This is a genomic window from Brevundimonas faecalis (genome assembly GCF_040549405.1).
In the GTDB taxonomy this organism is placed as follows: Bacteria; Pseudomonadota; Alphaproteobacteria; order Caulobacterales; family Caulobacteraceae; genus Brevundimonas; species Brevundimonas faecalis.
Map to the genome: position 1 here is coordinate 131,399 of NZ_JBEPTF010000004.1, position 13,740 is coordinate 145,138.

Genomic DNA, 13,740 nt, shown 5'->3' on the forward strand with positions numbered 1-13,740 from the left:
ACTCAGGCGGCGTGGAACTGGGCCGTCTCGGTCGAGTCCTTCAGGGCCGTGGTCGAGGACTGGCCGGAGGAGATGACCGTGGCGACGTCGTCGAAGTAGCCGGTGCCGACCTCGCGCTGGTGGCGCGTGGCGGTGTAGCCGATGGACTCATTGGCGAACTCGCGCTGCTGCAGCTCGGAATAGGCCGCCATGCCGCGATCGCGGTAGCCCGTGGCCAGTTCGAACATGCCGTTGTTCAGGCTGTGGAAGCCGGCCAGGGTGACGAACTGGAACTTGTAGCCCATGGCCCCCAGCTCACGCTGGAACTTGGCGATGGTTTCCTTGTCCAGCTTGGCTTCCCAGTTGAACGAGGGCGAGCAGTTGTAGGCCATCAGCTTGCCCGGATGCTCTTTCTGGACGGCTTCGGCGAACTTCTTGGCGTCGTCCAGATCGGGGTGCGAGGTCTCCCACCACAGCAGGTCGGCGTATTTGGCGTAGGACAGGCCGCGCGCGATGCAGTGGTCCAGGCCCGTGCCCGGCTTCAGACGATAGAAGCCTTCCGGCGTGCGGTTCTCGCGGTCGATGAAGGGGTGGTCCCGCTCGTCGATGTCCGAGGTGATCAGTTGGGCCGATTCCGCATCCGTGCGCGCCACCGTCAGGGTCGGCGTGCCGCAAACGTCGGCGGCCAGGCGGGCGGCGATCAGGTTGCGCTCATGGGCCTGGGTCGGGATCAGGACCTTGCCGCCCAGGTGGCCGCACTTCTTCTCGCTGGCCAGTTGGTCCTCGAAGTGAACGCCGGCGGCGCCCGCCTCGATGAAGGCCTTCATGATCTCGAAGCTGTTCAGCGGGCCGCCGAAGCCGGCCTCGGCGTCAGCGACGATGGGGGCGAACCAGTCACGCTTGGCCCCGCCCTCGGCGTGCTCGATCTGGTCGGCGCGCTGCAGGGTGCGGTTGATGCGGCGGCACAGTTCCGGCGCGGCGTTGGCCGGATAGAGCGACTGGTCGGGGTACATGGCCGAGGCGGTGTTGGCGTCGGCCGCGACCTGCCAGCCCGACAGATAGATGGCCTTCAGGCCCGCACGGACCATCTGCATGGCCTGGTTGCCGGTCACGGCGCCGAGGGCGTTGATGTAGGGCTCGCTGTGCAGCAGCTCCCACAGACGGTTGGCGCCACGCTCGGCCAGGGAATAGGTGATCGGCACCGAACCGCGCAGACGCAGGACGTCCTCCGGCGAATAGGGGCGCTCGATGCCGTCGAAGCGGCCCTTGGGCGAGGGAACCAGGTCAGCGAAGGTCGTCATGATCGTCTCGGGCTCAAATAAAGCGCGGCCGGAGCCGCCGTCCCGATGAAACAATCACGCCGACGTCATGATTGACACACCATGACCGCTTCATTTCAAGTCAAACAGTCACATCATGACCCTTGCAGATTAGTCATATCGTGACATGATCGCGCCATGAACGCCGCCGCCGATCGCAAGCTGTTCCTGGGCGGCCGCCTCAAGCGGCTGCGGCGCGATCTCGACCTGTCGCAGACGGCCATGGCGGCGGACCTGGGGGTCTCCCCCTCCTATCTGAACCATATCGAGCGCAATCAGCGCCCCGTCTCCGCCCAACTGCTGCTGCGCCTGGCCGAAACCTATGACGTGGACCTGAGGAACCTGGGTCAGTCCGGCGGCCCGGCGTCCGAAGCCGAACTGTCCGAGGTCTTCGCCGATCCCCTGTTCCAGGGCCTGGCCGTGCCCCGCCACGAGATCATGCAACTGGCGGAGGATCAGCCCGCCGCGGCCGACGCCGTTCTGAGGCTGTATCGCGCCTTTTCGGATCGCCGGGTGCGCGACCGGGCCGAGAGCGAAGCCGGCGGCGGCGCAGCCCCGACCGACAGCCCCTCCGAATGGGTGCGGGAATACGTCCAGGCGCGCCAGAACCACTTCCCCGACCTCGACGCCCTGGGCGAGGCCCTGCACGACGCCCTGCGGGCCGAAGCGCCCGCCCCGGACGAGAGCCTGGAGGCCCTGGCTAGAGGGCGGCTGTTCGCCCGGCACGGCCTCACGGTCCGCACCCTGCCGGCCGAGGTCATGGTGGAATGGACCCGCCGCTTCGATCCCCACCGGGGGCGGCTGCTGCTGTCCGACGCCCTGGGCCCCTCCTCGCGCGCCTTCGCCGTGGTCAGCCAGCTGGCGCTGATGGAGCACGGCCAGGCGCTTCAGACCATGGCCGAGACGGCGAACGCCCCCGATGCGCCGACGCGCAACCTGCTGAAGACCTCCCTGACCAACAGCCTGGCGGCCGCCGTCCTCATGCCCTACGCCGCCTTCCAGCGCACGGCGGAGGAGACGGGCTATGATCTGGCCCGGCTCCAGGCGCGGTTCGGCGTCGGCTTCGAACAGGCGGCGCACCGGCTGACCACCCTGTCCCGCCCCACGGCGCGCGGCGTGCCCTTCTTCCTGATGCGGGTGGATCAGGCAGGGAACGTGTCGAAGCGCTATGCGTCCGGCGCCTTTCCCTTCTCGCGCTTCGGCGGGGCCTGCCCGCGCTGGCGGCTGCACTCGGCGTTCAGAACCCCCGGCCGCATCGTCACCCAGATCATCGAGACGCCTGACGGCGGGCGCTGGTTCACCCTGGCCCGCACCGTGGACCGCCAGGGCCAGGACGCCTTCACCGAGGGCCAGGACCTGGCCGTCGGCCTGGGTTGCGAGTTGAAGCACGCCCACCGCCTGATCTATGCGCGCGGCCTGGACCTGCAGAAGCCGGAGGTCACGCCGATCGGCCCGGCCTGCCGACTGTGTGAACGCCACCCCTGCGCCGAACGCGCCGCTCCGCCCGTGGGCCGCGCCCTGACGGTGGACGACTGGTCGAAATCGGTCAGCCCCTATCCGTTCGCCTAGCTAAGGCGGCTACGACCGTAACGCAGCCGTCTCTCGTCGATTTCCCGAGTCGGAAGAGCAACCGTCGCCTCTAGGTCTCGCCCCCTCCACCACCTTCGGCGGTCCCCCTCCCCCGCTGCGCAGGGGAGGATTGTTCTGCGTCAGTGGGCCAGCAGGAGGGCCACGGGGCAGTCGTTCAGCAGGGTCTGGGTCACGCCGCCGAAGATCCACTGGCGCATCCGGGCATGGCCCCAGGCGCCGCTGACCACGACGCCGGCCTGCATCTCCTCGGCGCAGTCGATCAGGCGGCGGCCGGTGGAGCGGTCGTCGTGGGCGCGCGCCTCGCCTTCGGCCCTGACGTCGTGGCGCTTCAGCCAGGCGACGACGTCGGCGACGCGGGCCCGGGCGCCCTCGACGTCCATGGGGTCGCACAGCTCCAGCACCCGCACCGCCTCGGCCCGCCGCATCAGGGGCAGGGCCAGCTGGGCGGCCAGGCGGCTTTCACGGCCGTCGGTCCAGGCCAGCAGGACCGGAGCGCCGTCCAGAGGCCGCGCCGGGACGGGCGGCATGACCAGGACGGGCCGCCCAGCCCGCATGACCAGGTCGGCGGGATGGGGCGCGCGCCACCCGCTCTCGGCCGCCGCGTCCCGCCCGACGATCAGCACGTCGGCGGCGCGGGCGTGACGGGTCAGCAGGGCCGTGGGGTCGCCGACCTCCGCCCGCCATTCGCAGGACAGGCCCGCCCCGGTCGCGATGTCGCGAAAGCGGTCCTCGGCCTTGCGCAGCGCGGTTTCGGCGCGTTCGTGCTGCAGGGTCAGCACCTCGCCCAGCAGGATGCCCGCGCCGTAGGCGTCGGCCAGGGGCGTCTCGGGCGCACAAGCCGACACCCCGATCAGATGGGCGCCCTCCATTTGGGCCAGGCGACAGGCCTGCTGGATGCGATGGGTGTTGTCGGCTTCGTCGTCGACATAGACGATCAGGCTGGACCAGGTCATGACGGCCTCCTCTGGCGCGCAGACATGAAACGCCCGACGAGCGGATTCCGCCCTTGATCCGGATCAAATAGCCTTGATCGACGATCAGGAGGTCAAGATCACCCGGTCGTTCTCGACGACATGCGGCACGCCCGCCCGGCGGAACAGGGAGGCGATCTCCGCCGTCGGGTCGGCGACGCCCTGATCCAACATCCGCTCGATGTCGGCCGCCAGGCTCGGATCGCCCGAGACCCGGGTCAGGGCCGCCAGCCATTCGGGACGCGTCAGCACCCCGTCCTTCCGATTGGCGTCCAGCAGAGGACGCAGGAAGTCGAACCAGTCGCCGCCGTCGCGCCCATGCTGGGCGGCCGCCGCCGTCATGGCGAAGACGGCGCCGCAGGCGTAGTAGGCCCGGTGCTCGCCCCGGTCGCCGGCGCCGGCCACGCCGCGCCCCTGGCTCAGCTTGGCGCAGTCGTCGACTTCTTCCTGCAGGGCCTTCTGGGCGTCATAGGCGGGGTCCAGCGTCTTCAACGCCTGCACGGCCATGAGGTCGGCCCCGCCTTCGGTGATCCAGGAGTCGCGCGCGAACTCATAACGCACCGTCTGGCCCAGCCAGAAATGGGCGCTCTCGTGGCCGATGAACCAGCGCGAGACCTGCTCCATCTCCGCGCTCGGCCGGGTCACGCCCACGCCCTCGAACGACATGACGATCAGGCCGGGCAGGACGCTGCCGCCCATGCTGCTCATCCGCTCGGTCGGGCCGTTCCACGACACCATGACCACGGGCTTGTCCCCGCCCGCGCCGGGCTGTCCCAGGCGGTGGGCGTAGAACTGGCCCACGCGCGGGGCGAAGTCGCGGATCTTCTCTCCGATCCAGGGCGGCAGGTTGGGGTCCATGACCGTGGTCAGGCCCTCGCCCGGCGTCAGCCGCGCCTCGCCCAGCAGGACATAGGAGCGTTCGCCCGTGGTGGTCAGTTCGGCATGGCGTTCGCCGTTGAACAGCACCGCGCCGTCCCGGTCCCGCCAGGTCACGCGCGACGGCCCCCCGTCGACGCTCACCCCGTTCAGGTCGCTGGACGTCGTCTCGGCCGCCTCGGGCGAGGCCAGGGCGAAGACGTCCATCTGGCGGGTCGGCAGGGCGACCGCCCCATCCGAGAAGACCAGGGTCTTGTACTCCGCCTCCAGTTCCTCCGCCTTGGGCCGCACGGTGAAGCGCACGCGGCTGGGGACCGGACCGCCGTCCAGGCTGCGGATGATGTCGTAATGACCGCGCCGCTCCATGACCACGCCGGGCGTCTCGACCGTCCACTGACGCGGCCGCCACGGCTCCCGCACGTCGGCGATCAGGGCCGAATCCATGAAGGCCCAGACCGGCGCGACGCGGCTGAACTCATAGTCCACCGTCAGGGTCTCGCCCTCTCGCGTCACCGTCACCGCCGGGGCATAGGCGAAGTTCCAGGCGCTCCTGGGCGCGGCCGTCGTCGAACAGGCCGACAGCAGGGCGGCGCCGGCCAGTAGGGGAAGGGTCAGGGCTTTCAGGCGCAAGCGGGACGTCTCCGGACAATAGCTACGGCGCAGCTTAGAAAGGCCGAACGCCGGCCGTCACCTTACGGTTTCCTCAGATTTGCGCCCGTTCGAGGGCGCGGCCCGCGGCCGCCAGGGCCTCGACCATGGCCGTCTTCAGCCTTTGCGGCCCCAGGATGGTCGCCTGCTCGCCCCAGGTGAAGAGGTGCCAGGCCAGTTCCCGCATGCCCGAGGCGCGGAACCGGACCGTCACCGATCCGTCCGCCTCCTCCGTCAGGGTCTGGGTCGGGTGCCAGCGCCAGCCGCGCGCCTCGTCCGCGCCCTCGGGCGCGATGCGAAGGACCACATCCTCGATCTCGTCCTGATAGATGCCGAAGGACTGGCCGGCGAAGGCGCCCAGGTCGAAGTCCGCCGGCGGACGGGCCGTCCCTTCGCCCGCCTCGACCGCGCTCATACGGTCCAGGCGGAAGGTCTGGATGCGCCCGCTCTCCCGGTCCGCCGCCACCAGATAGTTGGCGCGGCCGAACATCAGGCCGCACGGGGCCACGCTGCGGGTCCGCGCCTCCGCCCCCGGCCGGGCGTAGATGAAGCTCAGCGGCCGCTCGGCCAGGACGGCTCCGCGAATCTCGGCCAGGACCGTCTCGTCCGCCGTCGGGCGCGGCCCGGCCTGGACGGCGATGGTCTCGGCCCGGACCAGGGCCTCCAGATCCGGCGCCATCCGGTTCAGGGTGGTCGAGCGGATGGCCGCCTTCACCTTGCGCTCCAGACCTTCCAGGGCCGCGGCCCGGGCCGCCTCGCCCGCCGCGCGGTGACCGGCCGCCGCCTTGGTCAGTTCCAGCATCTCGGTCGCCGTCGGCGCCTGCTCGAAGGCCGAGAGGCCGCCGCGGATGCGCCAGCGCTTGGACGGGGGATCGCTGATCTCCTCGACCTGGGGAAACAGCATCAGGACCGCGTCGCGCATCCGCTCCGTGGTGCGGCGTCCGGCGCCCAGCTGCGTCTGCATGTCAGCCAGCGACAGGCCTTCGGCGCTGGCGGCCATGCCCCGCGCCAGATCGATGATCATCGCCGCCTTGTCGTGCCGCACGTCGATTTCCTCCACAGGCCTACGTCCGAATTTGACGCAATGCTGTCTCATGCTCCGAACATCAGCAAGAGGCAATCGCTTCAGGAGACGACCGACATGGCCTTCACCCGCACCGCCACCGTCCAGAAGACCGCCCGCAAGGCCATGGCCGACCGCTACATGATCGTGCCCTGCGAGGCCGAAAGCGACCTGGCCGTCATCTGGGACCGTCAGGAGGAACAGGTCGTCGACGTCATCTGCGCCTCGGCCGGCCGCTATACGGATGAAGACGCCCTGTGGGACGAGTTCCACGCGCCGGCGGCCCCGGCCCGATCGAACTGGCGCCTGGCGGCCTGATCCCTGGCGACCTGACAGGAGAGACGCCTCCTCAGCGAGGTTTCGGCGAGGCGGGGCGCGGGCTTGCGTAACCTGCTATCACACCTTGTTACGGCGACGGGCTTGCAACCGCGCGCGCTCCGTCCCACTAAGGCCGCCGAAAACCATCCGCCCTGCTCAGGAGACCTCCCCATGACCGTTCGCGTCGCCATCAACGGCTTCGGCCGCATCGGCCGCCTTGTCCTTCGCTCGATCATCGAGCACGGCCGCAAGGACATCGAGGTCGTGGCGATCAACGACCTGGGTCCGGTCGAGACCAACGCCCACCTGCTGCGCTATGACTCGGTGCACGGCCGCTTCCCCGGCACGATCACCTCGGGCGAGGACTGGATCGACGTCGGCACCGGCAAGATCAAGGTCACGGCCGAGCGCGACCCGGCCAACCTGCCGCACGCCGAGCTGAAGGTCGACATCGCCTTCGAATGCACCGGCATCTTCACCTCCAAGGACAAGGCCTCGGCCCACCTGAAGGCCGGAGCCAAGCGCGTCCTGGTCTCGGCCCCCGCCGACAACGCCGACAAGACCATCGTCTTCAAGGTCAACCATGAGACCCTGACCGCCGACGACATCGTGGTGTCGAACGGCTCGTGCACCACCAACGCCCTGGCCCCGGTGGCCAAGGTGCTGAACGACCTGTTCGGCATCGAGCGCGGCTACATGACCACCATCCACGCCTACACCGGCGACCAGCCGACGCTGGATACGATGCACAAGGACCTGTACCGCGGCCGCGCCGCCGCCCTGTCCATGATCCCGACCTCGACCGGCGCCGCCAAGGCCCTGGGCCTGGTCCTGCCGGAACTGAAGGGCAAGCTGGACGGCTCGTCGATCCGCGTCCCGACCCCGAACGTCTCGGTCGTCGACCTGAAGGTCGTCGCCGCCCGCGACGTGACCGTCGAGGAAATCAACGCCGCCCTGCAGGCCGCAGCCGACGGCCCGATGAACGGCGTCCTGTTCACGACGACCGACGCCCTGGTCTCGTCGGACCTGAACCACATCGCCGCCTCCTCGACCGCCGCCCTGCCGCAGACCCAGGTCATCGACGGCAAGCTGGCCCGCGTCCTGAGCTGGTACGACAACGAGTGGGGCTTCGCGACCCGCATGGCCGACACCGCCCTGGTGATGGCGAAGTTCCTCTGATGAAGACCGCCCGGTACCAGGATCAGGGACCGGGCGATCTTGTCCCAGGTCGCGGCTTTGAGCTGGTCAATTTGCTCAAAGCCCGCGGCGGGCAGCTAACGCTGCTGGTGCTGACCGATGGACGCACCCTTAGAGCGTTCAATAGCGCCTATGGCCGCGACATGGGGGACGAGTGGGAACACACGACCCTCAACGTTTCCCCTGACGTAAACGGAGAAGAGATCGAGTTCGTTTGGACCTCCGATGTGGTCCGCGCCATCGATCCTCAGACGTCAGCCATTCTCTATGCTCGGACGCAATCATGACCTTCCGCACCCTCGACGACGTTTCCGATCTTTCCGGCAAGGCCGCCCTGGTCCGCGTGGACTTCAACGTGCCGATGGAGAACGGCAAGGTCACGGACGACACCCGTCTGAAGGCCGCCCTGCCGACCATTCATCGCCTGCGTGAAGCCGGCGCCAAGGTGGTGCTGCTGGCCCACTTCGACCGGCCCAAGGGCGAGCGCGTGGCCTCGATGAGCCTGAAGCCGGTGGTCGAGCCGCTGGAGCTGCTGCTGCACGGCCCGGTGCGCTTCGCCGACGATTGCGTGGGCGACGAGGCCAAGGCGGCGATCGCCGACCTGGACGCCGGCGGCGTGCTGCTGCTGGAGAACGTCCGCTTCCACAAGGGCGAGGAAAAGAACGACCCGGCCTTCGCCGCCCAGTTGGCGGAACTGGGCGACCTCTATGTCAACGACGCCTTCTCGGCCGCGCACCGCGCCCACGCCTCGACCGAGGGCCTGGCTCGCCTCAAGCCCGCCTACGCCGGTGAAGCCATGAAGCGCGAGCTTCAGGCCCTCGACGCCGCCCTGGGCGCCCCGCAGAAGCCGGTCATCGGCATCGTCGGCGGGGCCAAGGTCTCGACCAAGCTGGACCTGCTGAAGAACCTGGTGGCCAAGCTGGACTACCTGGCCATCGGCGGCGGCATGGCCAACACCTTCCTGTTCGCCCAGGGCGTCGATGTCGGCGGATCGCTGTGCGAGAAGGACCTGGCCGACACCGCCCGCGAGATCATCGAGGAAGCCCGCCGTCAGGGCTGCGAACTGCTGCTGCCGGTCGACGTCGTTGTGGCCAAGGGCGTCAAGCCGGGGATCGAGTCGGGCGTGCGCGCCCTGGACCGCATCGCCGCCGACGACCTGATCCTGGACGCCGGGCCGGAGACGGTCGCCCGTCTGAACCGCGCCATGGACCTGTCCAAGACCCTGATCTGGAACGGCCCCCTGGGCGTGTTCGAGGTTCCGCCCTTCGACAAGGCCACGGTCGAGGCCGCCAGGCACGCCGCAGAACTGGCCAAGGCCGGCAAGCTGGTCGCCGTGGCCGGCGGCGGCGACACGGTCGCGGCCCTGAACCACGCGGGCACGGCCGAGGACATGAGCTTCGTCTCCACCGCCGGCGGCGCCTTCCTGGAATGGATGGAGGGCAAGGTCCTGCCCGGCGTCGAGGCCCTGCGGGCCTAAGGCTCCCTAAGCTCCTCCCCCGCCTGCGGGGGAGGCGGACCGCGCGTAAGCGTGGTGGTGGGGGCGACCACAGCCGCGACGCTGAAGCTATCTCGCCGTCGCCTGCCGCTACCCGGAACACACAGCCCGATCCTCGCCCCCTCCACCACCTTCGGTGGTCCCCCTCCCCCGCTTCGCAGGGGAGGAGATGGCTTTACTTCCGGCCGATGCGCTTGATTTCCCAGTCCAGTTGGACGCCGGTCTTGGCCAGGACGTCGGCGCGGACGGTTTCGCCCAGGCCTTCGATGTCGGCGGCGGTGGCCTCGCCCGGGTTGATCATGAAGTTGGAGTGCAGCTCGCTGAACTTGGCGCCGCCGCCGGTTTCGGCGTGCAGCCTGCCGCGCCAGCCCGCCTCGTCCACCAGCTTCCACGAGGAATGGCCCTCAGGGTTCTTGAAGGTCGAGCCGCCGGTCTTCTCACGGATCGGCTGGGTCTTCTCGCGACGCTCGGTGATCTCGTTGATGCGGGCGGCGACGGCCTCGGGCGCATCGGGCGTCCCGCGATAGGTCGCCTCGATCCAGATGACGTCCGCCGGGGCGTTGGAGTGGCGGTAGGTATAGCCGAAGTCGGCCAGGGCCAGCTCGACCCGTTCGCCCCTGCGGTTCAGGCCCCAGGCCGAGACCAGGACGTCCTTGGTCTCCGAGCCGTAGCAGCCCGCGTTCATGGTCAGGGCGCCGCCGATGGAGCCGGGAATGCCGGCGTAGAACTCCAGCCCGGCGATGCCCGCCTTGGCCGAGGCCCGCGCCACCATGCTATCGAGCGCGCCCGCGCCCGCCGTGACCGTGACGCCGTCGGTCGTCACCTGGCCCCAGGCGCGGCCCGCCAGACGGATCACCACCCCCTCGACGCCGCCGTCGCGCACGATCAGGTTGGAGCCGACGCCGATCACCGTGACCGGCACGCTGTCGGGAACGGCCTTGAGGAAGTCGGCCAGGTCGTCAGCGTCCGCCGGAATGAAGAGGGCGTCCGCCGCCCCGCCGACGCGGAACCAGGTGTAGGGAGCCAGGGGCTCGTTCAGCAGCAGCTTGCCCCGCACGGCGGGAAGGGTCTGGGTCCAGGTCGTCATTCGGGTCTCGCGGCGCACGATGGATGTGCGATAAGGCTGCGATGCCCCGAACCACGCCGACACGCAAGGGGAAGCGGTTCCTGCCCGATCTGGCGGAGCCCTTTCGCTCCATCCTGCTGATCCTGGTGATCGTTCCGCCCGGCGTGATCGGGATCGGCGCCCTGTGCATCGGCCTGTTGTTCGCGGCGGAGGGCATGGGCCGCAGCCTGACGTTCGAGGAGGCCTTCAACGGCGTCCTGGCCGTGCTGATGGCGCTTTTCTTCCTGCCTCTGTGCCACGCCGGGACCTATCGCTGGTTCTGGCACATCGAGAAGAAGCGGCAGGCTGGCCATTTTCTGAGCGGCGCCGCCATGCCGGACGCCTTTTCAGAGCCGACGGAGCCGCCGCCCGCCGTGCCGATCAGCCTGGGACAGCGGACCGTCTACGCCCTGCTCTATCTGGCGGCGATCGGCCTTCTGCTCTTCGTCTATCTGCCGCTGGGCCATCAGGCGGTCCTTCAGGGCTTCATCGCCCGCTTCAGTTCCGGCCGGGCCTCGGCGGGATCGCTGGCGACCCTGCTGACGGCCTGGCTGCCGCTGCTGGGCGGCATGGCCGTCGTCATGCTGGCGCTGGAAGGCGACATGAAGAAGATCCGGTCAGGCCTGCTGGACCCGACCGAGACCCTGCGCCTTCAGGGCCGCGTCGAATGGCTGGGGGCCTTCGTCACGGCCTTCGCCATGACCAGCCTGCTCTGCTTCATGTTCGGCGCGATGATCGCCCGCTACCTGGGCTAAGGATTAGCCCAGGGCTTCGAGCTGCGCCGGCAGGGCATAGGCCCAGGAGGTGATGTCCCCGGCGCCCAGCAGGACGACCAGATCGCCCGGCCGGGCCTCGTCCTTGATGACGCGCGGCAGGACCGCGGCGTTTTCCAGGGCCGCGACATTGCGGTGGCCGTAGCGGCGGACGCCCTCGACCAGGGCGTGCTTGTCGACGCCCTCGAGCGGCTGTTCGCCCGCCGGATAGACGTCCGCGACCAGGACGCTGTCGGCGTCGGAGAAGCAGGTCGAGAACTCCTGCATCAGGTCGCGCAGGCGGGTGTAGCGGTGCGGCTGGACCACGGCGATGACGCGGCCGGGGTTGTCGGCCGACTGGACCACCTGACGAGCGGCCTTGAGGACGGCGGCGATCTCGACCGGGTGGTGGCCGTAGTCGTCGATGACGCGGACGCCGTCGACCACGCCCGTGGTGGTGAAGCGGCGCTTGACCCCGCCGAAGCCGGCCAGGCCCTGACGGATGGAGTCGTCGTCCACGCCCAGCTCGCGCGCCACGGCGATGGCGGCCAGGGAGTTGGACACGTTGTGCCAGCCGGCCATGGGCAGATAGAGGCCCTCGATCCGGGTCGGCTCCTCAAGCGCGGACAGGCCCTGGCCCTGGATCACCACGTCGAAGCGCGAGCCGTCGGGCGACATCTGCACATTGTCGGCGCGGACCATGGCCTGGGGGTTCAGGCCGTAGGTGACGAGGCGGCGGTTGTCGATCCGCGCCGCCAGCTTCTGCACCTCGGGATGGTCCAGGCAGACCACGCCGAAGCCGTAGAAGGGAATGTCCTCGATGAAGTCGCAGAAGGCCTTCTTGACCGCGTCGAAGTCGCCGTAGTGGTCGAGGTGTTCCGGGTCGATGTTGGTGATGACCGCGACCGTGCACTTCAGGCGCAGGAAGGAGCCGTCGCTCTCGTCCGCCTCCACCACGATCCAGTCGCCGTCGCCGACCTTGGCGTTGGTGCCGTAGGCGTTGATGATGCCGCCGTTGACCACCGTGGGATCCAGCGAGCCGGCGTCCAGCAGGGCCGCGACCATCGAGGTCGTGGTGGTCTTGCCGTGGGTGCCGCCGACGCCGACCGAGAACTGCAGCCGCATCAGTTCGGCCAGCATCTCGGCCCGGCGGACCAGGGGGATGCGGCGCTCGCGCGCCACCGACAGTTCCGGATTGTCCGACTTGACCGCCGTCGAATAGACCACGGCCGAGACGCCCTCGGTCACATGGGCAGCGTCGTGGCCGATGTAGATTCGGGCGCCCAGCTTCTCGAGCCGTTCGGTGTTGGCGCTGGCCTTGGCGTCCGAGCCCTGCACCTGATAGCCGATCTTCAGCATGATCTCGGCGATGCCGCTCATGCCGATGCCGCCGATGCCGACGAAGTGGACAGGCCCGAGGGCGAACGGAACGGGGCGAAGACGACGGATCATCTTCGCCTCATACCGATTGCCGCGCGCGATTGCACCTCCCCCCGCCCGCGTCGGGTCAGGAAAAGGCGGGACCGAGCGGCGACGCCGTCCGACCCCGCCCTTGGGTCTTCAGCCCCGGCCCGTCAGGCCTCGACCCGCGCCCGCCAGAAGGCGTGCAGGGCCGGGATGTCGCCGCCGGTCAGCATGGGCATGGCCTCGGCCAGCCAGGCGTCGCTCCAGTCCCACCACTTCATCTCCAGCAGCATGGCGATCCGCGCCTCGTCGAAACGCTTGCGGATGAGCCTGGCCGGGTTGCCGCCGACGATGGCGTAGGGCTCCACGTCGCGCGTCACCAGGGCCCGCGTGCCGATCACGGCGCCGTCGCCCACGGTCACGCCCGGCATGATGATCGCCTCGCTGCCGATCCAGACGTCGTTGCCGATCACCGTGTCGCCGGCCGGTCGGAAGGCGTCGACCGCCCCCGCGAAATGCGGAACCTCCGGCATGTAGAAGAAGGGAAAGGAGCTGACCCAGTCGTACCGGTGCCCCTGGTTGCCGGCCATGATGAAGGCCGCGCCGCTGCCGATGGAGCAGAAGCCGCCGACGATCAGCCGGTCCACGCCCGGCTCCGTCATCAGGAAACGGGCGCAGTCGTCGAAACCGTGGCCGTGATAATAGCCGGAGTAATAGCTGTAGCGCCCGACGAGGATGTTGGGATTGGTCGTCTGTTCAGACAACAGTCGGCCCTTGAAGGGGCTTTCGAAAACCTGGGTCATGAAGATCTCTTGCAGGCGGCCGCGCCCGGTCGTCGCCGGGAGGCCGCGGAATGGTCTGGTTCAGGAAAACGCGCAGCCCCAGGCGACCGGCGAAGACCGGTTGCGGGAGGCGCGCCGCTCGGGGGCGTCAAGCCCGCACGGACGCTATCGCTGGAAGTGAACCGCCATCTGCATGGCTCGAACTATGGCCCCTGCCCCGACCCGGCGCAATCGCGGAGCG

13 protein-coding genes are annotated in these 13,740 nt (G+C 69.3%); 6 read left to right on the forward strand and 7 right to left on the reverse strand.

Features of this window, described 5'->3' with window-relative positions:
• Window positions 1-2 precede the first annotated feature (2 nt).
• Window positions 3-1,280: an isocitrate lyase gene (gene aceA, locus ABIE19_RS13975; RefSeq protein ID WP_354089823.1), complete on the reverse strand. Its 1,278-nt coding sequence runs from the start codon at window positions 1,278-1,280 to the stop codon at window positions 3-5.
• A gap of 156 nt (window positions 1,281-1,436) precedes the next feature.
• On the opposite strand from aceA, the gene ABIE19_RS13980 reads away from it, so the two are divergent.
• A complete protein-coding gene (locus ABIE19_RS13980; protein ID WP_354089824.1) occupies window positions 1,437-2,867 on the forward strand; it encodes a helix-turn-helix domain-containing protein in 1,431 nt (476 codons plus the stop codon).
• 140 nt (window positions 2,868-3,007) lie between these two features.
• On the opposite strand, the gene ABIE19_RS13985 is transcribed toward ABIE19_RS13980, so the two are convergent.
• The 3 genes from ABIE19_RS13985 to ABIE19_RS13995 form a co-directional block, all read right to left on the reverse strand.
• Window positions 3,008-3,841, reverse strand: coding sequence for a universal stress protein (locus ABIE19_RS13985; RefSeq protein ID WP_354089825.1), 834 nt, complete (start codon window positions 3,839-3,841; stop codon window positions 3,008-3,010).
• An 84-nt stretch (window positions 3,842-3,925) separates the two neighbouring features.
• Entirely contained in the window at window positions 3,926-5,365 is a 1,440-nt protein-coding gene (locus ABIE19_RS13990) for a hypothetical protein (RefSeq protein ID WP_354089826.1), read from the reverse strand.
• A gap of 73 nt (window positions 5,366-5,438) precedes the next feature.
• Window positions 5,439-6,428 (reverse strand): WYL domain-containing protein, encoded by a 990-nt coding sequence (locus ABIE19_RS13995; RefSeq protein WP_354089827.1) that lies wholly within the window; start codon window positions 6,426-6,428, stop codon window positions 5,439-5,441.
• A 96-nt stretch (window positions 6,429-6,524) separates the two neighbouring features.
• Between ABIE19_RS13995 and ABIE19_RS14000 the strand changes: the two genes are divergently transcribed.
• From ABIE19_RS14000 to ABIE19_RS14015, 4 genes are all read left to right on the forward strand, one after another.
• A complete protein-coding gene (locus tag ABIE19_RS14000; protein ID WP_354089828.1) occupies window positions 6,525-6,764 on the forward strand; it encodes a hypothetical protein in 240 nt (79 codons plus the stop codon).
• Window positions 6,765-6,935: 171 nt separating this feature from the next.
• Window positions 6,936-7,943: a type I glyceraldehyde-3-phosphate dehydrogenase gene (gene gap, locus ABIE19_RS14005; protein WP_354089829.1), complete on the forward strand. Its 1,008-nt coding sequence runs from the start codon at window positions 6,936-6,938 to the stop codon at window positions 7,941-7,943.
• A complete protein-coding gene (locus tag ABIE19_RS14010) occupies window positions 7,943-8,248 on the forward strand; it encodes a hypothetical protein (RefSeq protein WP_354089830.1) in 306 nt (101 codons plus the stop codon). Before gap ends, ABIE19_RS14010 begins: the two co-directional genes overlap by 1 nt.
• Window positions 8,245-9,438: a phosphoglycerate kinase gene (locus ABIE19_RS14015; protein WP_354089831.1), complete on the forward strand. Its 1,194-nt coding sequence runs from the start codon at window positions 8,245-8,247 to the stop codon at window positions 9,436-9,438. The genes ABIE19_RS14010 and ABIE19_RS14015 overlap by 4 nt, the downstream gene beginning before the upstream one ends.
• A 193-nt stretch (window positions 9,439-9,631) precedes the next feature.
• Here the strand turns inward: ABIE19_RS14015 and murB are convergent, their stop codons facing one another.
• Window positions 9,632-10,543 (reverse strand): UDP-N-acetylmuramate dehydrogenase, encoded by a 912-nt coding sequence (gene murB, locus ABIE19_RS14020; protein ID WP_354089832.1) that lies wholly within the window; start codon window positions 10,541-10,543, stop codon window positions 9,632-9,634.
• A 41-nt stretch (window positions 10,544-10,584) separates the two neighbouring features.
• Here murB and ABIE19_RS14025 point away from each other — a divergent pair, with 41 nt between their 5' ends.
• Entirely contained in the window at window positions 10,585-11,316 is a 732-nt protein-coding gene (locus ABIE19_RS14025; protein WP_354089833.1) for a hypothetical protein, read from the forward strand.
• Window positions 11,317-11,319: 3 nt separating this feature from the next.
• Here the strand turns inward: ABIE19_RS14025 and murC are convergent, their stop codons facing one another.
• Window positions 11,320-12,765 (reverse strand): UDP-N-acetylmuramate--L-alanine ligase, encoded by a 1,446-nt coding sequence (gene murC / locus ABIE19_RS14030; RefSeq protein WP_354089834.1) that lies wholly within the window; start codon window positions 12,763-12,765, stop codon window positions 11,320-11,322.
• A gap of 122 nt (window positions 12,766-12,887) precedes the next feature.
• On the reverse strand, window positions 12,888-13,520 hold the full coding sequence (gene catB, locus ABIE19_RS14035) for a type B chloramphenicol O-acetyltransferase (protein ID WP_354089835.1): 633 nt from the start codon (window positions 13,518-13,520) through the stop codon (window positions 12,888-12,890).
• Between the last annotated feature and the right edge of the window lie 220 nt (window positions 13,521-13,740).